The organism is Mesorhizobium sp. Ca11, from assembly GCF_020165275.1.
Classification (GTDB): Bacteria; Pseudomonadota; Alphaproteobacteria; order Rhizobiales; family Rhizobiaceae; genus Mesorhizobium.
On sequence record NZ_JAIUHU010000004.1, the window covers coordinates 58711 to 79019 of the forward strand.

A 20309-nucleotide genomic window follows, 5' to 3' on the forward strand; every position below is an offset into this window, starting at 1 on the left:
CATGGCGAAAATCGAGAAGATCGAGCTGCGCATGGTCGACCTCGTACCGAAGGTGAAGCGCACCGACGCCATCCAGAGCTTCGTCAGCCAGGAGACGCCGATCGTCACCATCACCGATGCCGACGGCGCATCTGGCACCGGCTACAGCTACACGATCGGCACCGGCGGCTCGTCGGTGATGCGGCTTCTGGCCGACCATCTCGCGCCGCGCCTGATCGGCCGCGACGCCGACCAGATCGAGGCGATCTGGCACGACCTCGAATTCGCCACCCATGCCACCACCATCGGCGCCATCACCGCGATCGCACTGGCCGCCATCGACATCGCCTTGTGGGACCTGCGCGCGAGAAAGCAGAACCTGCCGCTCTGGAAGCTTGCCGGCGGCGCCAAGGACCGCTGCCCGCTCTACACCACGGAGGGCGGCTGGCTGCATATCGAGACGCAGGCACTGGTCGACGATGCGCTGAAAGCGAAGGCCAAAGGCTTTGCCGGCTCCAAGGTGAAGATCGGAAAGCCGCACGGTTCCGAGGATTTTTCGCGGCTGTCGGCGGTGCGCAAGGCGGTCGGCGACGGCCACGAGATCATGACCGACTGCAATCAGGGCTTTTCCGTCGACGAGGCGATCCGCCGCGCCGAGCGCCTGCGCGAGCTCGACCTTGCCTGGATCGAGGAGCCGCTGCCGGCCGACGACATAGACGGCCATGTGCGGCTGTCGAATTCGACCGCGACGCCGATTGCGGTCGGCGAGTCGCTCTATTCCATCAGGCACTTCCGCGAGTACATGCAGAAAGGCGGCTGCAACATCATCCAGGTCGATGTCGGCCGCATCGGCGGCATCACCCCTTGGCTGAAAGTCGCCCACGCGGCGGAGGCTTTCGACATGCCGGTCTGCCCGCATTTCCTGATGGAATTGCATGTCAGTCTGGCCTGCGCCATCCAGAACGGCAAATATGTCGAATATATTCCGCAGCTCGACGAGTTGACGGGCGCCAAGATGCGCATCGAGAATGGCCATGCGCTGGCGCCCAGTGAGCCCGGCATCGGCATCGACTGGGACTGGGACGCCGTGAAGGCAAGAAGCATCGCTGAATTCACCACGGCGATCACGAAATAGGGAGACGGATGATGCAGCGTATGGGAATGGTGCTGGGCCTGAAGCCCGAAAAGGTCGAGGAATATGTCCGCCTTCACGCTGCCGTCTGGCCGGACGTGCTGACCATGATCTCGGCCTGCAACATCAAGAACTATTCGATCTACCTGAAGCGGCCGGAGAACCTGCTTTTCTCCTATTTCGAATATCACGGCACCGACTACGCCGCCGACATGGCCAAGATGGCCGCCGACCCGAAGACGCAGGAATGGTGGTCCGTTTGCATGCCCTGTCAGGAGCCGCTTGAGACGCGGAAGGAAGGCGAGTGGTGGGCCTCGATGGACGAGGTCTTCCATTATGACTGATGCCTTCGATCCGGCATCGCTGGCGCAGTCCTGGCCGAAGCCTTTAAAACCGCGCTCGATCGTGACGTTCGGCGCCGGCTCGATCGTCGGCGACGCGCATTTTCCCGCCTATCGTAAGGCCGGCTTCCCGATTTCCGGCCTCTACGATCCGGATCAGGCCAAGGCGCAAGAACTGGCTGAGACATGGGGCGTGACGGCGTTCCGTTCGGTCGAGGAAGCGGCCGCCGTGACGGACGCGATTTTCGACCTCGCTACGCCGCCGGGCCGCCATGCCGAGGTGCTGAAGGCCCTGCCGGATGGTGCGGTGGCGCTGATCCAGAAGCCGATGGGCAATTATCTCGGCGAGGCGACCGAGATCCTGGAAATCTGCCGCGCCAAGCAGCTCAAGGCGGCGGTCAATTTCCAGCTCCGTTTCGCGCCGATGATGCTGGCGCTGAAGGACGCCATTGCCAAGGGATGGCTGGGCGAGGTGGTGGATTTCGACGCGCTTCTGGCGCTCGACACGCCCTGGCAGCTCTGGGAATTCCTGCTCAAGGCGCCGCGCGTCGAGATCGCCATGCATTCGATCCACTATCTCGACCTGATCCGCCAGCTTCTCGGCAATCCGCTGGGCGTGCATGCCAAGACGCTTGGCCATCCCAATCACAAGGTCGCGCAGACGCGCACCAGCGCCATCCTCGACTATGGCGATACGGTGCGCTGCGCGCTCTCGATCAACCACGACCACAAATTCGGGCGCCGCCATCAGGCTTGCGAGTTCCGCATCTGCGGCACCGAGGGCGCGGCCTATGTCAAGCTCGGCCTCAACCTCGACTATCCGCGCGGCGAGCCGGACATTCTGGAAATCTATCCGAAAGGCGGGTCGGAGTGGGTCACCGTGCCGCTCGCCGGCGAATGGTTCCCCGATGCCTTTGTCGGCCGCATGGCCAATGTCCAGCGCTTCGCATCCGGCGAAGACGCGGAGCTGGTCAGCTCCGTCGAGGACGCCTGGCACACAATGGCGCTGGTCGAGGCCGCCTATAAATCGAGTGCCGCGCCGGCGACGCCGCTGGCCGCAAAGCCGTAAGGCCGGACATGGAACAGACCACCTATTTCGAGGACTACGAGATCGGCTCGTCGCGCCTCACCAGCGGCCGCACCATCACCGAGACGGACTTCGTCGTCCATGCCGGCCACACCGGCGATTTCTTCCCGCATCACATGGATGCCGAGTTCATGAAGACGACACCTTTCGGCCAGCGCATCGCGCATGGCACGCTGGTCTTCTCGGTCGGTGTCGGGCTGACGGCGAGCGTCGTCAATCCCGTCGCCTTCTCCTACGGCTACGACCGCCTGCGCTTCATCAAGCCGGTCTTCATCGGCGACACGATCCGCACGCGCACCACCATCGCCGCCAAGGAAGACGACCCGAAACGGCCAAACGCGGGACGCGTCGTCGAACGCGTTGAGGTTTTGAACCAGCGCGACGAGGTCGTGCTGGCGGCGGATCACATCTACATCGTCGAGCGACGGCCCGGCTGAAAGACGGAGACAAAGAACATGGCGGATATCACTGGCAAGGTCGTGGTCGTCACGGCCGCCGCGCAAGGCATCGGACGGGCAAGCGCGCTGGCTTTCGCCAAGGCGGGCGCCATCGTCCACGCCACCGACATCAACGAGGCGGCCCTGGCCGAGCTTGGCAAGACGCCTGGCATCACGACGCGAAAACTCGACGTGCTGAACGACGAGGCGGTGAAGGCCGCCTTCGCCGAAATCGGCCAAGTCGACGTGCTGTTCAACTGCGCCGGCTTCGTCCATGCCGGCTCGATCCTGGACATGAAGGACGAGGATCTCGACTTTGCCTTCAATCTCAATGTGCGCGCCATGATCCGCACCATCCGCGCCGTGCTGCCCGGCATGCTGGAGCGCGGCGATGGCTCGATCATCAATATGGCCTCCGTCGCCGGAGCCCCGAAGGGCGTGCCGAACCGCTTCGCCTATGGCGTGACCAAGGCGGCCGTGATCGGCCTGACCAAGTCGATCGCCGCCGATTATGTCGCCAAGGGCGTTCGCTGCAACGCCGTCTGCCCGGGCACCGTCGAGAGCCCCTCGCTCCAGGGCCGCATGCAGGCGCAGGGCGACTATGAGGCCGCGCGCGCCGCCTTCATCGCGCGCCAGCCGATGGGCAGGATCGGCACGCCGGAGGAGATCGCCGACCTTGCCGTCTATTTGGCCGGCGCCACCTACACGACAGGACAGGCCTATAATATCGACGGCGGCTGGTCGATCTGAGGCCGTTTCGGCCGCCAGTTGAGTTGTGAGGCAAGCCAGTACGAGGCAGCAATGACCAAAATCACAGACCTCAGAACCTTCGACCTGCGCTTCCCGACATCGCAAAGTCTCGACGGCTCGGACGCGATGAATCCGGACCCGGATTACTCGGCTGCCTATGTCATTCTCGACACCGATGTTCCGCCGCTGAAAGGCCATGGCCTCACCTTCACCATTGGTCGTGGCAACGAGATCTGCTGCGCGGCGATCGAAGCGCTGCGCCACCTCGTCGTCGGGCTCGATCTCGACTGGGTGAAAGAGGATCCCGGCCGCTTCTGGCACCACGTGACCGGCGACAGCCAGCTGCGCTGGATCGGCCCGGACAAGGGCGCCATGCATCTTGCGGTTGGTGCGGTGGTCAACGCGGTCTGGGATCTATGGGCCAAGGAAGCCGGCAAGCCGGTCTGGCGCCTGGTCGCCGAGATGAGCCCGGAAGAGATCGTGCGCATCGTCGATTTCCGCTATCTCACCGACGCCATCACGTCGGCCGAGGCGCTGGCGATCCTGAAGAAGGCCGAGGCCGGCAAGGCCGAGCGGATCGCCACGCTCGAGCGCGAAGGCTATGCCTGCTACACCACCTCGGCCGGCTGGCTCGGCTATTCCGACGACAAGCTCAGGCGCCTCTGCCAAGAAGCGGTCGACGAGGGGTTCAACCACATCAAGCTGAAGGTCGGGCGCGACCGCGCCGACGATATCCGCCGCCTCAGAATCGCCCGCGAGGTGATCGGGCCGGACCGTTACCTGATGATCGACGCCAATCAGGTCTGGGAGGTCGACCAGGCGATCGACTGGCTCAAGGACCTTGCCTTCGCCAAACCCTTCTTCATCGAGGAGCCGACCAGTCCGGACGACGTCGCCGGTCACGCGAAGGTCCGCAAGGCGGTGGCGCCGATAAAGGTCGCGACCGGCGAGATGTGCCAGAACCGCATCATGTTCAAGCAGTTCATCGCCGGCGGCGCGATCGACGTCGTGCAGATCGATTCCTGCCGCATGGGCGGCTTGAACGAGGTTCTGGCGGTGCTTCTGATCGCCGCCAAATTCGGCCTGCCGGTCTGGCCGCATGCCGGCGGTGTGGGCCTGTGCGAATATGTCCAGCATCTGTCGATGATCGACTACATCGCTGTCTCAGGCAGCAAGGATGGCCGGGTCATCGAATATGTCGATCACCTGCACGAGCATTTCCTGGAACCCTGCGTGATCCGCAACGCCGCCTATATGCCGCCCCGTGCGCCCGGCTTCTCGATCGAGATGAAGGCCAAGTCGATCGAAGACTATCTGCATCGCGGCTGACATGGGGTGGCCCGGCGTGCCGGACCGCTGCGAATCGGTTATGCCTCTGCCATGCAGGAAACCTCCCTCTACGAGCCGGTGAAGCGGTTCCTCGAGAGCATGGATTTCGCCGTCAAGGGCGAGATCGGCGGCTGCGACGTGGTCGGCGTGCGTGCCGGCGAGCCGCCGGTTGTCGTCATCTGCGAGTTGAAGCTGCAGTTCAACCTCGAGCTCGTCCTGCAAGCCGTCGACCGCGCGGCGGCCTGCGACGAGGTGTGGCTTGCCGCCTATATGTCGGCGCGCGGCAAGGGCCGCGAGCATGACCGCCGCTTCCGCGCGCTCTGCCGCCGTCTCGGCTTCGGCCTGTTGGGCGTCGGCAAAAAGGGCGAGGTGGAGCTGCTGCTCAGTCCCGCCGCGTTGCCGCCGCGCCGCGACCCGCGCCGGCGCTCGCGCCTGGTCGAGGAGCATCACCGCCGCAAGGGCGATCCGTCCGTCGGCGGCAGCACGCGCAAGAAGCCGATCATGACCGCCTACCGCCAGGAGGCGCTCGCCTGCGCAGCCGCCATGGCCAACGGCCCGAAACGGCCGCGCGACCTCAAGGCGCTTTCGCCGCGCGCCGCCAGCATCCTGCAGCATAATTACTATGGCTGGTTCGCCCGCGCCGAGCGCGGCATCTATGCACTGACAGAAGCCGGCCTTGCCGCCATCGGACCTTTGCCGGCGACGTTGTAAGGACGATTTGCCGACTTACCATTCCGCCTTGTGACCGGAGAACCCGCCATTCGGCGTCGGGCTTGGTTTCGGTTGTTGACTCATCTTTCCGCATGTGCAGAAATTGGTTGGACCATTGAACCACTTTGGGCCCAGCCGGCGTGACCGATTTCCTGCCCCCCATCCAGACGACGGCGCGCGACGACGCGGTGCTGAAGGCCTTGGCGGGGTTCGTGCGGCAGGAGGCTCTGGGTCCCGGCGAGAGGTTGCCGACGGAGCGCATCCTCGCCGAACGCCTCAAGGTCAGCCGCAACACGGTGCGTGAGGCGCTGACGCGCTGGGAAGGCCTCGGCCTGGTCGAGCGGCGGCAGGGCTCGGGCACCTACCTCAAGGCCGCCGTCTCGCCCGACATGCTGCACATGCCGCTGACACTAGCCGGTGGCAATGATTTCGCCGGCCTAATGTCGACGCTTGAGATCCGGCGCGCGCTGGAAGCGGAGGCCGCCGCGCTCTGCGCCATTCGTGCCGGCAAAGCCGAGCTCGCTGAGATCGAGCGCAAGCTCGACCTCATGGAAGAGGCCTTCCAGACCCGCGCCGGGATGTCCTCGGACGAGGATTGGGAATTCCACCAGGCGATCTTCCGCGCTTCCGGCAATCCGCTGTTCGAGCAGATCATCGCCGCCATGTACGAGCTGTTCCACCGTTTCTGGGAGCATCCTCTTGGCGTGCGCGACTTCGGCCATGCCAGTTTTCCTTATCACCGGACCATCTTCAATTGCATCGCCGCGCGTGACCCCGATGGCGCTCGCGCCGAGGCGCTAAAACTCATCGCCACCGTCGAGGACGATTTGAAGCGCGGCGCTGCCAACCTCAAACTTTCGGACCGCAGATGAACGAGCAGCGCAGCACTTTCGACCCGGCCTCGATGGCCAGCGACTATCTCGGCGAGGCGGCGACGCTTCTGGCGCATGACGATCCGTTTCCCGACGGTGCGGTGGTGCCGCCGATCTACCAGACCTCGCTGTTCACCTTCGCCAATTATGCCGACATGGCCGACACCTTCGCCGGCCGGCGAAAGCAGCCGATCTATTCGCGCGGCGACAACCCGACGGTGATGGAATTCGAAGCGCGTGTCGCCGCGCTCGAAGGCGCGGAGGCCGCGCGCGGCTTTTCCAGCGGCATGGCGGCCATCAGCGCTACGGTGCTCGCTTTTGTCGGCGCCGGCGAGCGCATGGTTGCCGTGCGCAACTGCTATGGCGACGCCTACCGCCTGTTCGAGCGGCTGTTCCCGCGCTTGCACATCAAGGTCGATTATGTCGACGGCTCCGATCCCGACGCGGTTGCCGCGGCACTTCCCGGCGCCAAGCTGCTCTACCTCGAAAGCCCTACCTCGATGATGTTCGAGCTGCAGGATCTGGAGCATCTGACGCGGCTGGCGAAGGAGCAGGGGATCGTGACCACCATCGACAATTCCTGGGCGACGCCGGTCTTCCAGAAGCCGATTTCGCATGGCGTCGACCTGGTGCTGCATTCGGCCTCGAAATATCTGGGCGGCCACAGCGACACCGTCGCCGGTGTGGTGGCGGGCTCGGCCGCCCACATCAAGCACATCAACGAGCAGACCTATTCGCAGCTTGGCGGCAAGCTGTCGCCCTTCGAAGGCTGGCTGCTGTTGCGCGGCCTGCGCACGCTGCCGCTCAGGCTGCCGCATCACATGAAGAGCGGGCTCATCATTGCCGAGCGGCTTAAGGCGCATGGCAAGGTCGAGCGGGTCAACCATCCCGCCTATTCCAACCACCCCGGCAAGAAGACTTTAGCCGGCTATGCCGGCCTGTTCTCCTTCGAGGTCACCGAGGATGTCGACATCCCGGCCTTCGTCGACGCACTGAAATATTTCCGCATCGGCGTCAGCTGGGGCGGCCATGAAAGCCTGGTCGTGCCGGCAAAAGCCTCGCTCGAGCAGACGCCGGGCATCAATTCGATGGCGCGCTTCGGCGTCAGCCCCCGAACCATCCGCTTCAATGTCGGATTGGAAAATGTCGAGGACCTCTGGGCCGACATCGCCCAAGCCTTCGACAAAAGTAGAGCCTTCGACAAATCAAAAAAATAGTCGTCCAAAAATGGGAGTCCTGAAGATGAAAAGACTGTCCTTCATGTTTGCCGCCGTGGCCGGCCTGGCGATTTCCGCCAGCGGCGCGCTGGCCGACACCACCATCAAGCTGGTCGAGGTCATCACCAGCCCGCCGCGCACCGAATTCCTGAAGAAGCAGATTGCCGAATTCGAGACGGCGAACCCGGGCATCAAGGTGGAGGTGGTCTCGCTGCCCTGGGGCCAGGCCTTCGAAAAGTTCCTCACCATGGTGCAGGCCGGCGATACGCCCGATGTGGTCGAAATGCCCGAACGCTGGATGGGCCTCTACGCGAACAACGGCCAGCTCGAGGATCTCGGTCCCTTCATGGCCAAATGGCCCGACGCCAAGACGCTCGGCGACCGCGCCAAGCAGTTCGGCTCGACCGTCAACAACACCCAGTTCATGATCCCCTATGGCTATTATGTGAACGCGCTGTTCTGGAACAAGAAGCTGTTCAAGGAAGCCGGCCTCGACCGTCCGCCGGAAAACCTCGACGAGTTCGTCTCCTTCTCCAAGAAGATCTCCGCCATCCCCGGCAAATACGGCTACTGCCTGCGCGGCGGCCCCGGCGCCTTCAACGGCATGCACATGTTCATGAACATCGCCGACGGCAAGGGCGGCTATTTCACCGACGACGGCGTCTCGACCATCAATGACGAAGGCTCGGTCAAGGGTCTGCAGATGCTGGCCGACATGTACAAGAACGGTCTGGCGCCAAAAGATTCCGTGAGCTGGGGCTTCAACGAGACGGTGACCGGCTTCTATTCCGGTACCTGCGCCATGCTAAACCAGGATCCGGACGCGCTGCTCGGCATCGCCGACAAGATGAGCGCCGACGACTTCGCGGTCGCGCCGCTGCCCGTGGGTCCGAGCGGCAAATCCTACCCGACGCTCGGCTATGCCGGCTGGGCGATGTTCGCCAATTCCCAGCACAAGGACGAAGCCTGGAAGCTGATGGCCACACTGCTGTCGCCCAAGGACAATCTGGAATGGGCCAAGGAAGTCGGGGTCGTGCCGATCCACAACGGCGCTGACCAGGACGCGCATTTCAAGACCGAGCAGTTCAAGGGCTGGTTCACCGAGCTCAGCGACAGCTCCAAATACGAAATGGTGACGCCGCCAACGCATCTGGAGAACCTCGGCAACTTCGTCGACCAGGTGGCGATCAAGAACTTTCAGGAAGTGCTGCTCGGCCAGAGGCCGGCCAAGGAAGTGGCCGACGAATGGGCCAAGTTCCTGACCAAGGAACAGCAGGACTGGCTGGCGAAAAACAAGAAGTAAGCTTCTTTCCTTCTCCCCGTTTACGGGGAGAAGGTGTCACGAAGTGACGGATGAGGGGCGGCGCCACACCTTCATAAGTTCGCGCTGCCCCTCATCTGCCTGCCGGCATCTTCTCCCCGTTGAACGGGGAGAAGGACGCTGTCGCCGTCCCCGGCACCCACTCACCACCGTAGAGCCAAAAACTTATGACCTACGCCGTCTCCGAAATCCGATCCGCCGCCCGGCCGCGAAAGCAACGGCTGAGCAAGGCCGCGATCGAGCCGTGGCTCTATCTATCGCCTGCGATCGTCCTGCTGGTCCTGGTTCTACTGGTGCCGCTGATCATCGGCATCAGCTATTCCTTCCGCAAATTCTCGGCCTTCAAGTCGCAATATGTCGGCCTTGCCCAATACCAGGCGATGCTCTCCGACCAGGTGCTCGGCCAGGCGCTCATCAACACGTTGTGGTGGACGGTTGCCAGCCTGTTCTTCCAGTTCTTCCTTGGCCTGGGTCTCGCGCTGCTCCTCGACAAGCCCTTCTACGGCCGCAAGGTCGTCCAGGCGGTGGTATTCCTGCCCTGGGCGGTGCCGTCCTTTCTCTCGGGCCTCACCTGGGCCTGGCTGTTCAACCCTATCATCGGGCCGCTGCCGCATTGGCTCTTCGCGCTTGGCCTGAAGGCGGAGCCGACCAATGTGTTGTCCGATCCCGCCACCGCCATGTGGGGGCCGATCGTCGCCAACATCTGGTTCGGCATCCCGTTTTTCGCCATCACGCTGCTGGCGGCGCTAAAGTCGATCCCCTCCGAGTTGCATGAAGCGGCGGCCATCGACGGCGCTTCGCCCTGGCAGCGCTTCACCAAGGTGACGCTGCCCTTCCTGGCGCCGACCATCGTCATCACCGTCATGCTGCGCACCATCTGGATCGCCACCTTCGCCGACCTGATCTTCGTCATGACCGAGGGCGGGCCGGCCGGCTCCACAAGCACGGTGCCGGTCTACATCTATGTCAGCGCCTTCAAGTCGCTGGACAAAGGCTACGCCTCGGCGGTTGCGGTGCTGCTTCTGGTGCTGCTGATCGCCTACGCCATCGGCCTGATCGCCATCCGCCGTACCCTGGTGAGGCACGTCTGATGATCGCCGGTCGCTCCACCTCCTCGCGCATTTTCGGCGGCATCGGTCTCTACGGCGCTATCGCGGCCTACGTGATCTTCGCGCTGTTTCCGATCTTCTGGACGCTGAAGATCTCGGTGACGCCCGAACGCCTGCTCTATTCCGAAGGCATCACCTTCTGGCCGTCGCAGACGACTTTTCAGAACTTCGCCACCGTGCTCGAGGCCTCCGACTTTCCGCGCTATTTCCTCAACAGCGTCATCGTCTCGGTGTCGACGGCCGCCTTTGTCACCGTCATCGCCACGCTTGCCGGCTATGCCATGTCGCGCTTCACTTTCCGCGGCAAGGCGACTTTGGCGATCCTGTTGCTGCTCACCCAGACCTTCCCGCTGGTCATGGTCATTCCGCCGATCTACCGCATCATGGGCGACCTCGGCCTCACCAACAGCCTGATCGGCCTGATCATTATCTACACCGCCTTCAACACCGCCTTCGCAACCTTCCTGATGCAGTCCTTCTTCGACGGCATCCCGAAAGACCTGGAGGAAGCGGCGATGATTGACGGCTGCACCCGCGCTCAGGCGATGCGCCGGGTGATCGTGCCGCTGACCTTGCCCGGCATGGGCGCGACGCTGGGCTTCGTCTTTACCGCCGCCTGGAGCGAGTTGCTGTTCGCGCTGATGCTGATCTCCAGCGACGAGCAGAAGACCTTTGCCGTCGGCCTGCTCACCTTCATCGGCAAGTTCGCCGTCGACTGGGGGCAGATGATGGCGGCCTCCATCCTGGCGCTGATCCCGGTCTGCGTCTTCTTCGCTTTCCTGCAACGCTATCTCGTCACCGGCCTCACCGCCGGCGCGGTCAAAGGATAAAAGATGGCTTCCGTCACGCTGCAAAACGTCGAGAAGGACTACGGCGCGCTGCGCATCCTGCACGGCGTCGATCTCGAGATCGCCGATGGCGAGTTCGTCGTGCTGGTCGGCCCGTCCGGCTGCGGCAAGTCCACGCTGCTGCGCATGATCGCCGGCCTGGAGGAAGTTACCGGCGGCAAGATCCACATCGGCGAGCGGCTGGTCAACGACGTCGCGCCGAAGGACCGCGACATCGCCATGGTGTTCCAGTCCTACGCGCTCTACCCGCATATGGATGTCTCCTCCAACATGGGCTTCAGCCTGCTGCTGAAGAAGGCCGAGAAGACGACGATCGACGGCAGGGTAGGTGCTGCCGCCAAGCGGCTCGGCCTCGACGCCTATCTCGGCCGACTGCCGCGCCAGCTCTCCGGCGGCCAGCGCCAGCGCGTCGCCATGGGCCGCGCCATCGTGCGCGACCCGAAAGTGTTCCTGTTCGACGAGCCGCTGTCCAACCTCGACGCCAAATTGCGCGTCCATATGCGTGCCGAGATCAAGGCGCTGCACCAGCAGCTCAAGACCACCTCGGTCTATGTCACCCACGACCAGGTCGAGGCCATGACCATGGCCGACCGCATCGTCGTCATGCATGACGGATATGTGCAGCAGGTCGGTCGTCCGCTGGAGCTTTACGACCGTCCGGTCAACACCTTCGTCGCCGGCTTCATCGGCTCGCCGGGCATGAACTTCCTGCCGGCTAAGGTCGCCAAGGGCGGCAAGGCGGATGCCGTGCTCGCCGATGGCCAGAAGCTGCGGCTGCCGGATGGCCTGCCGCTGAGCGATGGCGACGACCTCACCATCGGACTGCGGCCGGAACACATCAAGCTCGTGGACGACGGCGCGCTGAAGGCCGAGGTCGAGGTGGTCGAGCCGCTCGGCCTGTCGACCCAGTTCTATGTCAGGCTGGCCAACCAGCAGGTCTGCGTCTTCGTCATGGGCCGCAGCGACGTGAGGCCGGGCGATACGATCCGCCTCGCCGCCGATCCGGCGGCGCTGCATCTGTTTGATCCGAAGAGCGGAAACCGGATTGGATAGGTCCGCGGATCAGCGCCAGCGGAAAGCGCCCAGAGTGTAGTCAGGCCACGCGCCAAGGTCTGCGAACAGCCCCGTCAGGTCGCTCCTGTCGGCCAATATTCCCGTCATCACCAGCGCGGTCGACACGCCGGCCGCGTTGCCGCCGGCTATATCGTGCTCGACACTGTCACCGACACAGATCACATCGCTGAGTGCCGGATGTCCCGCAAGCGCCAGCGCAGCTTCGTAGATCGCCGGATAGGGCTTGCCGATACGGGTGACGCTGCCGCCGAGCTGTTCGTAAAGATCGGCGATCTCGCCGGCGCCGAAGCGCGGTCCGACCGCGGTCAGCATGGTCCGATCGGGGTTGGTGCAGAAGCACGGCACCTTCCGCGCCGCCGCCGGGCCGAGAAGTCTTCGGTAGTGGTCGAGGTCGTAGCGGTCGCCTTCACTGGCCGCGATCAGCACCAGATCGGCGTCATCGCCGCGCTCGGTCAGAACGAGTGGCAGGCCCTCGATCGCCGAACGGTCCTCGTCGCGGCTGATCAGCAGGCATCTCGTGCCAGCCCGCAGCGCGCCCGAGTCCGCCATGTTTCGGAAGATGCGCCAAGCCACCTCGCCGGATGAGACGAAATGATCCCAGCTTCCCGCTTCAAAACCAAGCTTCAGCAGCCGCTTTTCGTTTGGCTCCGCCCGCTTGCCGGAATTCGAGATCAGCACCACGGTCTTGCCGGCGCGCTTCAGCGCCGACAGGGCTTCGACCGCGCCGGGATAAGGCTGTTGTCCGCCATGCAGCACGCCGAACTGGTCGAGCAGGAACACGTTGTAGCGCTCGGCAAGCGCTTCGATCCCGTCGAGATGCGCGGTGCGTTTCACGTTCACAACAGCCCCGCTTCCCTTGCGCCCGCCAGCGCCAGCCTTGCCGTCCCGGCCGCGGCCTCGTCCGAGAGCGCGGGCCGGAATTCGACGCCAAGCCTGCGCTGCCGGATCGCGGTCCAGGCGGCATTGGCGGCGCCGCCGCCGACGCTTCGAACCGAGGTGAGCTTCGGTGCGCCGAGTTCTGCGAGCCTCTGGTAGCCGAGCGCCTCGATGGCCGCGATGCCTTCCAGCATCGCCTTGAGATAGTCGGCGTCCGATTCCGGTCGGGGCAGGAGGCGCGGCTGGAGCTTTGGATCGGCAACAGGAAAACGTTCGCCGGCCGAGCCGAGCGGATAATAGTCGAGGCCGGTATCCGTCGCAGGATCGATCGCTGCGCTGAGTTCGAGGATGCGCGCGAGCGAAAAATGCTGGGCGAGCACCTTGCCGCCGGTGTTCGACGCGCCGCCCGCGAGCCAGGCATCGCCGAGCCGGTGGCTGTATATGCCGTAGCGCGGCGCCGAGATCGGCCGGTCGGACAGGATCTTGATGGTCAGCGACGATCCGAGAGCGGTGACGCCGTCGCCCGCGGCCGCCGCGCCCGTCGCCAAGAAAGAGGCGCAGCCGTCCGTGGTGCCGGCGACCACCGCGACGTCGCGCGGCAACCCGAACAGGCCGGCGGCGGCAGCCGTGAGCCTGCCGGTCACGCTACCCGGCCTGACAATGGTGGGCAGAAGCTCCACGCGCATGCCGGTCGCCGCGATCCATTCCGGCCAGCGGCGCGCCTCGGCATCGTAGCCGGTCTTCAGGCTGTTGTTCTCGTCGCTGATGTCGAAGCGGGCCGAGAATTGCCCGGCAATCCAGTCGGCCTGGTGCAGCACGGCGTGGATGCCAGGCAGGCGCTGGAACCAGAGCGCCTTGGCGAGACCGGAGGTCGCCCCATGCGCAGCACTTGCCTCAGGCGTCGTGCCGGCGATCGCGGCGAGGATGGCCGCATCCGAAACCTTGTCGTTGTACATCAGCGGCTCGGCCAGCGGCCGTCCGGCGTCGTCGGTCGGCAGCACGGTTCCTGACGTACCGTCCACGGCGATCGCGCGCACAGCCATGCGATCGATGCGCGAAAAAAGCTCGTGCAGTGTCGCTTCGACGGCGGCCCACCAAACGGCCGGATCGCGGCCGTTCGCGCCGAAGCGCTCGAGCGGCACGGCGGCGCTCGCGGCGGTGGAGAAATCAGGACGCATCGCGACGGCGCGCGATCCGGACGTGCCGATGTCGATGCCTAATGCAAGCGGCGCCATTCGCCTAACCCGCGGCGTTGAGTCTCTGGCGATACTGCTCGGCATCCCAGTTGACCAGCTCGTCATTTTCGGCGGCGGTGAGATAGTTCAATTTCGCCGCGATGTTGATCCGCGCGGTCACGTCGGCGAGGCAGCGCTGCATCGCGTCCGCGCCGGAGCTGGCGTCGCCGCGCATCAGCACGCCGGCGCCCGGAAAGAGGACCGCAACGGGGTTCGTGCCCAGCCGCGCGACGACGTCGGCGACCTTCTCGCCAGGCCTTGCCACCACGGAGCCCCGGCCAAGGAAGATGACGTGGTCAGGGTAGAGGCTGCCGGCTTCGGCGATGCGGCGGCTGTCCGCATCGAGCGCCACCGCATGCGCCTCGATATCCGCCGGCAATCGGTAACCGCTGCCGCCGGCAAGTGCCGCCAGCGCCACTATATCCGGGATCGGTGTCTGCCGCGCCGGGCGGGCCAAAAGCGATCTCACCCGGTGCAGCAGACGCTCCGCCTCGGCCACGGTCTCCGCTGCGACGACCAGTCCGTGATTGCCGAGGATCAGCACGTCGACCCCCTGCCGGAGACGCTCGGCAATGCCCTGGGCAAGCGGCAGGCCCGGCCGGCGATAGGGGACATAAGCCCACGCGATGCCCTGGAGACGCCGCCCGGCTTCGATCTCGCAATCGGCCTGAACGGCGAGTGAGATTGTCTCGACGCAGTGGACATGCAGCACCACTCGCTGCGGCATCAGCGCGTGAACGGTGGTCTCGATCGAAGGGCGCAAGCCGCGCGGATTGAGGGCATCGATGGCAAAGGCTTGCGGCTTGTCGGCGCTCGGATCGCGCCGTTCGAGGGCCTCGACGAGCGGACCCATCGCGACCGGTACCATGATGTCGTCGGTCAGCGCGTCCCTCAACCAGGTGCCGGAGGCCTTGATCCACAGCGTGTCCCCTGCCTTCAGCGATGTGTTGCCGCCGGCTGCCTGTGTCAGGTGCGGATCGTCGCCGATGGCTGCCGAAAGTGTCCGCAAGGCTGCCAGCTCCTGCGCATCAACTGTGGTCGCCATTGCGATCTTCCTCCAACGGCTCGTCGGTCTCGCACGATCTCCCATTACAGGAGAATGATTGGTGCTGATATCGCAGATGCGAGCGATCTACGTCAACAGTGATCTATTATCGTCAAAACGGGCTTGCAATCCGACTGATGTTGAGTAAGTTGCATCAATTGTCATGCAAAATGGCATTGTCGGGAGGAAGAGTTGAGCGACTCCGGCCGCCAGCGTCAGATCGTCGAGCTATTGCGGGACCGGCCGTTCGCTTCGGTGCGTGAACTGCAGGAGCGGCTTGGCGTGTCGGCGGCGACGGTCAGGCGCGACATCGACAAGATCGACGAGGCCGGCGAAGCCAGGAAGGTCTATGGCGGCATCTCGGCGCTCGACGGCGCCTCGCATGCCGGCATCGCCTATGCGAGGCCCTATGACGAGAACCGTGACCTGGCGGTCGATGCCAAACGGCAAATCGCCGCTGTAGCCGCCACCATGGTGCGGGACGGCGATGCGGTCATCGTCCATGGCGGCTCGACCTGCTTCCATCTCGGCGTCAAGCTTGCCGACCGCAACATTCGCCTCTTCACCAATTCCATGCCGCTCGCCGCCTATCTCAGCGATCATGGCCATTGCAGCCTGACCATCGCCGGCGGCGATCTGCACCGCGAGCCCGGCATCATCCATTCGCTCACCCAGGCCGTGCCGTTTTATGCCTCGAAGTTCTTTCTCGGCGCGCAGGGCCTCGGCCATGAGGGTGTGCTGGAATCGCATCCGCTGCTGGTGCGCTCGATTATCGATCTCAGCCTTTGCGCCGACCAGATCGTCGTGCTGGCGGACAGCCGGAAGCTGTCGATCCACGCCCGCAATGTCGCGCTGCCGCTGTCGCGCATCGGCACGCTGGTGACCGATGACGGCCTGTCCGACGCCGATGCGCGCATGCTGGAAGATGCCGGTGTCACCGTGCGTATCGCCTCGCCTTCGGGAGCCGTCCAGTGAAGGTGGCGGTGCTCGATTTCGGCAAGACCAATTCGAAGCTGTTCGTCTTCGACCAGGACGGGCGCATCCTCGACGAACGGCGCAGGAAACCCGACTGGATACGCAAAAGCGGGCTCAGCGTGCTTGACGAAACGGCGCTGCATAACTGGGCGCTGGACGCCGTCAACGAGGCCGCTGATGCCCACGGCATCGAAGGTCTGATGGTGTCGGGCCACGGCTGCACCTTCGCGCTGGTCGACGATACGGCGCTGACGCATCCGATCCTAGACTATGAGCAGGAGCCGCCCGCCGAGATCGCCGCGCGGATCGATCGGCGCATTCCCGATTTCGCCGAGACCTTCTCGCCGCGCCTGCCGCTCGGCTTCAACTATGGCCGCCACATGCTGTGGCTGAAAGAAGTGGAGCCCGGCGCGTTCTCGGCGGCGAAGGCGATTCTCGGCTATCCGCAATATTGGAGCTGGCGCTTCGGCGGCCACGCCGTTTCGGAAGTCTCCTATCTCGGCTGCCACTCGCATCTGTGGGCACCGAGCAAGCATGACTTCTCCTCGCTGGTCGATGCCGAGGGCTGGCGGGGCCGCATGCCCGCCTTCGCGCACGCCGGCGGCGTCATTGGCGAGCGGCGCTTTGGCCGGGCGGGCAGACCGGTCGCCATTCACAACGGCGTCCATGACAGCAATGCCGCGCTCCATGCGTATCGCCGGCAGGACCTCGGGCCGCTCACCGTGGTGTCGACGGGCACCTGGGTGATCGTTCTCAACCCTGACTGTCCGTTCGAGGCGCTCGACCGCGAGCGCGACATGCTGGCCAATGTCGATGTCGATGGCGGCCCGGTGCCTACGATCCGCTTCATGGGCGGGCGCGAATTCGCCGTGATCAGCGGCAACTGGCAAGGCGCGATCGCCCCGGCCGCCATACAGCGGGCGATCGACGCCGGCACGATGGCCGTGCCGAGCTTTGCCCCGGGCGGACCGCTGCCGGGCCGGACGGGCGAGATCCTCGGGCCCGTTTCCGGTGCAGGGGAGCGCGCCGCCGTAGCGCTGCTTTATGTGGCTCTGATGATCGATCTCTCGCTCGACCTGATCCGTTCGGCAGACACCGTCATCGTCGATGGCGGACTGAATGCGGATGGGATGCTTGCCGGCCTCCTGGCGGCGCTGCGGCCGGGCCAATCCTTCCTGCAGGGGGCCACGCTGGAAGGCAGCGCCACGGGCGCCGCGGCTCTCGCCTTCGAGAGCATCGGCCGCGAATTCGCCGCCGATAGGCCGGAGCCGGTACGCGCCGCGGATTTCAAAGGCCTGGATCGCTACCGCGACGACTGGCGCGGCCTTATTGCCGGACGCCACATCGCCGGCGCGGCGGCAGGAGGTGCGCGATGAGCGCGGCCGCCCGCGTCGAGGCGTCGCAAAGGCCGGTGCTGGAGATGCGCCACATCTCCAAGACCTTCGGTCCCGTCCGGGCCCTGCACGACGTATCGCTCACCGTCAATGCCGGCGAACTGCATGCGCTGATGGGCGAGAATGGCGCCGGCAAGTCGACGCTGATGAAGGTGCTGTCCGGCGCCTATCGGCCGGATGCCGGCGGCGAGATCCTGATCGACGGTACGCCGGTCGCCAGCGGCGATCCTATCAAGGCTCGCGCCCAGGGCATCGCGGTCATCTACCAGGAGCTGTCGCTGGCGCCGAACCTGACTGTGGCGCAGAACATCTTCCTCGGCAACGAGCCGCGTAGGTTCGGCATCGTCGACCGCGACCAGTGCAACCGTCGCGCCAAGGAAATCATCGAGCGGCTCGGCGTCTCCTTTTCGGCGCGCGCCTTGGTCTCTAGCCTGTCGCTGGGCGAGCGCCAGCTGGTCGAGATCGCCCGCGCGCTGTCGACCAGCGCCCGCATCATCGTCATGGACGAGCCGACCACCTCGCTGACCTCGCGCGAGACCGACCGGCTGTTCGAGGTGATCGGGGCGCTGAAGGCGCAAGGCATTGCCATCATCTACATCAGCCACCGCATGGAGGAGGTCTACCAGCTCGCCGACCGCGTCAGCGTGCTGCGCGACAGCGGCTATGTCGGCACGCTGGAACGCGCCGATCTCAATGCATCGCGCCTGGTCTCGATGATGGTCGGCCGCGATCTCTCGGCCTTCTACAAGAAGGATCACCGGCCGCCGGACAGCCAGCGCCCGGTTGCGCTGTCGGTGCGCGGCATGTCGGATGGCGGATTGCTGAAGGACTGCTCGTTCGATCTTTACCACGGTGAGGTGCTGGCGTTGGCGGGGCTGGTTGGTTCCGGCCGCACCGAACTCGCGAGGCTGATCTTCGGGGCCGACCGCCGCAGCGCGGGCGAGCTGGAGCTCGACGGCAAGCCGATTGCCATCGCTTCGCCACGCGAGGCGCTGGAGGCCGGCATTGCTTACCTCACCGAGGACCGCAAGGAGCTCGGGCTGTTTCTCGACATGTCGATCGCCGACAACATCAATATGGGCGTGCTTGCGAAAGACGCGCGCGCCGGCGGTTTTCGTGATTTCACCGCCGCCGAGCGGCGTGCCGCCAAGGCCATCGCCGATCTCTCGATCCGCACGCGCTCGGCGCAGGCCAATGCCGGCTCACTGTCGGGCGGCAACCAGCAGAAGGTGCTGCTTGCCCGCCTGCTTGAGACCGAGCCCAGGGTCGTCATCCTCGACGAGCCGACGCGCGGCGTCGACGTCGGCGCCAAGTCGGAGATCTATCGGTTGATCGACAGTCTTGCCGGCCGGGGCATCGCCATTCTCATGATCTCCAGCGAACTGCCCGAAGTAATCGGGGTGGCCGACCGCGTGCTCGTGATGCGCGACGGCGCCATCGCCGGCGAGGTGACGGCGTCGGAGGGCAGGCCGCTGCGTCAGGAAGAAATCATGGAACTTGCGACGGGGGCGGCCAAGGAAGGACCGACAAGATGACCGACAGCTCAACAGTGGCGAAAGCGGCGGATCAGGCAGCGGTCAGGAGCCGGCGGCTGCGCACGGCCTTCGCCGCGCTCGGCATGCTGCCGGTTCTGGTGCTGCTTGCTGTCGGCTTCCAGTTCATCAACCCGCGCTTCCTTACCGGCACCAACCTGCTCATCGTCAGCCAGCAGTCGTCGATCAATATCGTGCTGGCCGCGGGCATGACCTTCGTCATCCTCACCGGCGGCATCGACCTATCCGTCGGCTCGATCCTCGCGGCCTCGGCGATGGTCGCTGTGCTGGTGTCGCTGGTGCCGGACTGGGGCATGCTCGGCATTCCGGCCGCCATTTTGCTCGGCCTCGGCTTCGGCGTCATCAACGGGCTGCTTGTCGCCTACATCAAGCTGCCGCCCTTCATTGTCACGCTGGGCTCGCTGACCGCCGTGCGCGGCATCGCCCGCCTGCTCGGCGAAGACACCACCGTGTTCAATTCCGACCTGCCTTTCGATTTCATCGGCAATGGCTCGCTGTTCGGCATTCCCTGGCTTGTCATCATCGCGCTGACCGTGGTGGTACTGTCCTGGCTGGTGCTCAAGCGCACCGTGCTCGGCACCTGGATCTATGCCGTGGGCGGCAATGCCGAGGCGGCGCGCCTCACCGGCATCAAGGTGCCGCTGGTGCTGCTCTTCGTCTATGGCGTGTCGGGCCTGCTCGCGGGCCTGGGCGGCGTCATGTCGGCGGCGAGACTCTACGCCGCCAATGGCCTGCAGCTAGGCCAGTCCTACGAGCTCGATGCCATCGCCGCCGTCATTCTCGGCGGCACCAGCTTCGTCGGCGGCGTCGGCTCGATTTGGGGCACGCTGATCGGCGGGCTGATCATCGCCGTGCTCTCCAACGGGCTCATTTTGGCCGGTGTCTCGGACATCTGGCAGTACATCATCAAGGGATTGGTCATCATCGTGGCGGTCGCCCTCGACCGTTACCGGCTGCAGGCCGGAGCAAGAACGTGATTGACCTCGGTCGCCGGCCTAGACGGGCCGGATTGTGTGTAACGCAC

The 20309-nt window shown here is 64.9% G+C and carries 20 protein-coding genes; 17 read left to right on the forward strand and 3 right to left on the reverse strand.

Annotated features, from left to right (window positions below; all coding sequences use genetic code 11):
• The first annotated feature begins 1 nt into the window (after position 1).
• From LB538_RS08815 to LB538_RS08875, 13 genes are all read left to right on the forward strand, one after another.
• Positions 2-1114, forward strand: coding sequence for a mandelate racemase/muconate lactonizing enzyme family protein (locus LB538_RS08815; protein ID WP_224531473.1), 1113 nt, complete (start codon positions 2-4; stop codon positions 1112-1114).
• A gap of 11 nt (positions 1115-1125) precedes the next feature.
• Complete coding sequence (locus tag LB538_RS08820) at positions 1126-1455, forward strand: L-rhamnose mutarotase (protein WP_135886830.1); 330 nt, start codon at positions 1126-1128, stop codon at positions 1453-1455.
• Positions 1448-2521: a Gfo/Idh/MocA family protein gene (locus tag LB538_RS08825; protein ID WP_224531469.1), complete on the forward strand. Its 1074-nt coding sequence runs from the start codon at positions 1448-1450 to the stop codon at positions 2519-2521. The genes LB538_RS08820 and LB538_RS08825 overlap by 8 nt, the downstream gene beginning before the upstream one ends.
• Positions 2522-2529: 8 nt before the next feature.
• Positions 2530-2976 (forward strand): MaoC/PaaZ C-terminal domain-containing protein, encoded by a 447-nt coding sequence (locus LB538_RS08830; RefSeq protein ID WP_224531467.1) that lies wholly within the window; start codon positions 2530-2532, stop codon positions 2974-2976.
• 18 nt (positions 2977-2994) lie between these two features.
• Positions 2995-3726, forward strand: coding sequence for an SDR family oxidoreductase (locus LB538_RS08835; protein WP_224531464.1), 732 nt, complete (start codon positions 2995-2997; stop codon positions 3724-3726).
• Between the two features lie 51 nt (positions 3727-3777).
• On the forward strand, positions 3778-5055 hold the full coding sequence (locus LB538_RS08840; RefSeq protein ID WP_224531461.1) for an L-fuconate dehydratase: 1278 nt from the start codon (positions 3778-3780) through the stop codon (positions 5053-5055).
• A 51-nt stretch (positions 5056-5106) separates the two neighbouring features.
• Positions 5107-5766 (forward strand): DUF2161 domain-containing phosphodiesterase, encoded by a 660-nt coding sequence (locus LB538_RS08845; RefSeq protein ID WP_224531458.1) that lies wholly within the window; start codon positions 5107-5109, stop codon positions 5764-5766.
• A 140-nt stretch (positions 5767-5906) separates the two neighbouring features.
• Positions 5907-6638 carry a FadR/GntR family transcriptional regulator gene (locus LB538_RS08850; protein ID WP_224531442.1) on the forward strand — a complete coding sequence of 244 codons (732 nt, stop codon included), beginning with the start codon at positions 5907-5909 and terminating at the stop codon, positions 6636-6638.
• Positions 6635-7855 carry a PLP-dependent transferase gene (locus tag LB538_RS08855; RefSeq protein ID WP_224531440.1) on the forward strand — a complete coding sequence of 407 codons (1221 nt, stop codon included), beginning with the start codon at positions 6635-6637 and terminating at the stop codon, positions 7853-7855. Before LB538_RS08850 ends, LB538_RS08855 begins: the two co-directional genes overlap by 4 nt.
• Positions 7856-7880: 25 nt before the next feature.
• Entirely contained in the window at positions 7881-9158 is a 1278-nt protein-coding gene (locus LB538_RS08860; protein ID WP_224531431.1) for an ABC transporter substrate-binding protein, read from the forward strand.
• Between the two features lie 185 nt (positions 9159-9343).
• Complete coding sequence (locus tag LB538_RS08865; protein WP_224531429.1) at positions 9344-10267, forward strand: carbohydrate ABC transporter permease; 924 nt, start codon at positions 9344-9346, stop codon at positions 10265-10267.
• Positions 10267-11115 carry a carbohydrate ABC transporter permease gene (locus LB538_RS08870; protein ID WP_095769336.1) on the forward strand — a complete coding sequence of 283 codons (849 nt, stop codon included), beginning with the start codon at positions 10267-10269 and terminating at the stop codon, positions 11113-11115. Before LB538_RS08865 ends, LB538_RS08870 begins: the two co-directional genes overlap by 1 nt.
• Before the next feature lie 3 nt (positions 11116-11118).
• Complete coding sequence (locus LB538_RS08875; protein WP_224531427.1) at positions 11119-12186, forward strand: ABC transporter ATP-binding protein; 1068 nt, start codon at positions 11119-11121, stop codon at positions 12184-12186.
• 9 nt (positions 12187-12195) lie between these two features.
• Here LB538_RS08875 and LB538_RS08880 read toward each other — a convergent pair whose 3' ends face one another.
• Genes LB538_RS08880 through LB538_RS08890 form a run of 3 tightly spaced genes read right to left on the reverse strand, consistent with a single transcriptional unit; the run spans position 12196 to position 15363 of the window.
• The gene (locus tag LB538_RS08880; RefSeq protein WP_411909006.1) at positions 12196-13041 is read right to left on the reverse strand and encodes a TIGR01459 family HAD-type hydrolase; all 846 of its coding nucleotides are present in this window, start codon (positions 13039-13041) and stop codon (positions 12196-12198) included.
• Between the two features lie 2 nt (positions 13042-13043).
• Positions 13044-14318, reverse strand: a complete 1275-nt coding sequence (locus tag LB538_RS08885) for an FGGY-family carbohydrate kinase (RefSeq protein WP_224531423.1) — start codon at positions 14316-14318, stop codon at positions 13044-13046.
• Between the two features lie 4 nt (positions 14319-14322).
• The gene (locus LB538_RS08890; RefSeq protein ID WP_224531421.1) at positions 14323-15363 is read right to left on the reverse strand and encodes a class II aldolase/adducin family protein; all 1041 of its coding nucleotides are present in this window, start codon (positions 15361-15363) and stop codon (positions 14323-14325) included.
• A gap of 192 nt (positions 15364-15555) precedes the next feature.
• Between LB538_RS08890 and LB538_RS08895 the strand changes: the two genes are divergently transcribed.
• From LB538_RS08895 to LB538_RS08910, 4 genes are read left to right on the forward strand one after another with little or no spacing between them, the layout of a single operon-like run.
• Positions 15556-16338, forward strand: a complete 783-nt coding sequence (locus tag LB538_RS08895) for a DeoR/GlpR family DNA-binding transcription regulator (protein ID WP_095769331.1) — start codon at positions 15556-15558, stop codon at positions 16336-16338.
• A complete protein-coding gene (locus LB538_RS08900) occupies positions 16335-17714 on the forward strand; it encodes an FGGY-family carbohydrate kinase (RefSeq protein ID WP_224531419.1) in 1380 nt (459 codons plus the stop codon). The genes LB538_RS08895 and LB538_RS08900 overlap by 4 nt, the downstream gene beginning before the upstream one ends.
• Complete coding sequence (locus LB538_RS08905; RefSeq protein WP_224531417.1) at positions 17711-19267, forward strand: sugar ABC transporter ATP-binding protein; 1557 nt, start codon at positions 17711-17713, stop codon at positions 19265-19267. The genes LB538_RS08900 and LB538_RS08905 overlap by 4 nt, the downstream gene beginning before the upstream one ends.
• Positions 19264-20262: an ABC transporter permease subunit gene (locus LB538_RS08910; protein ID WP_224531414.1), complete on the forward strand. Its 999-nt coding sequence runs from the start codon at positions 19264-19266 to the stop codon at positions 20260-20262. The genes LB538_RS08905 and LB538_RS08910 overlap by 4 nt, the downstream gene beginning before the upstream one ends.
• The last annotated feature ends 47 nt before the right edge of the window (positions 20263-20309 follow it).

Excerpts from the sequence above, each read along its gene's own strand:
- LB538_RS08830 (WP_224531467.1), top strand. The coding sequence starts at position 2,530 with ATGGAACAGACCACCTATTTCGAGGACTACGAGATCGGCTCGTCGCGC.
- LB538_RS08860 (WP_224531431.1), top strand. The coding sequence starts at position 7,881 with ATGAAAAGACTGTCCTTCATGTTTGCCGCCGTGGCCGGCCTGGCGATT.
- LB538_RS08820 (WP_135886830.1), top strand. The coding sequence starts at position 1,126 with ATGCAGCGTATGGGAATGGTGCTGGGCCTGAAGCCCGAAAAGGTCGAG.
- LB538_RS08855 (WP_224531440.1), top strand. The coding sequence starts at position 6,635 with ATGAACGAGCAGCGCAGCACTTTCGACCCGGCCTCGATGGCCAGCGAC.
- LB538_RS08835 (WP_224531464.1), top strand. The coding sequence starts at position 2,995 with ATGGCGGATATCACTGGCAAGGTCGTGGTCGTCACGGCCGCCGCGCAA.
- LB538_RS08910 (WP_224531414.1), top strand. The coding sequence starts at position 19,264 with ATGACCGACAGCTCAACAGTGGCGAAAGCGGCGGATCAGGCAGCGGTC.
- LB538_RS08840 (WP_224531461.1), top strand. The coding sequence starts at position 3,778 with ATGACCAAAATCACAGACCTCAGAACCTTCGACCTGCGCTTCCCGACA.
- LB538_RS08845 (WP_224531458.1), top strand. The coding sequence starts at position 5,107 with ATGCAGGAAACCTCCCTCTACGAGCCGGTGAAGCGGTTCCTCGAGAGC.
- LB538_RS08825 (WP_224531469.1), top strand. The coding sequence starts at position 1,448 with ATGACTGATGCCTTCGATCCGGCATCGCTGGCGCAGTCCTGGCCGAAG.
- LB538_RS08870 (WP_095769336.1), top strand. The coding sequence starts at position 10,267 with ATGATCGCCGGTCGCTCCACCTCCTCGCGCATTTTCGGCGGCATCGGT.
- LB538_RS08815 (WP_224531473.1), top strand. The coding sequence starts at position 2 with ATGGCGAAAATCGAGAAGATCGAGCTGCGCATGGTCGACCTCGTACCG.
- LB538_RS08875 (WP_224531427.1), top strand. The coding sequence starts at position 11,119 with ATGGCTTCCGTCACGCTGCAAAACGTCGAGAAGGACTACGGCGCGCTG.
- LB538_RS08890 (WP_224531421.1), bottom strand. The coding sequence starts at position 15,363 with ATGGCGACCACAGTTGATGCGCAGGAGCTGGCAGCCTTGCGGACACTT.
- LB538_RS08885 (WP_224531423.1), bottom strand. The coding sequence starts at position 14,318 with ATGGCGCCGCTTGCATTAGGCATCGACATCGGCACGTCCGGATCGCGC.
- LB538_RS08905 (WP_224531417.1), top strand. The coding sequence starts at position 17,711 with ATGAGCGCGGCCGCCCGCGTCGAGGCGTCGCAAAGGCCGGTGCTGGAG.
- LB538_RS08865 (WP_224531429.1), top strand. The coding sequence starts at position 9,344 with ATGACCTACGCCGTCTCCGAAATCCGATCCGCCGCCCGGCCGCGAAAG.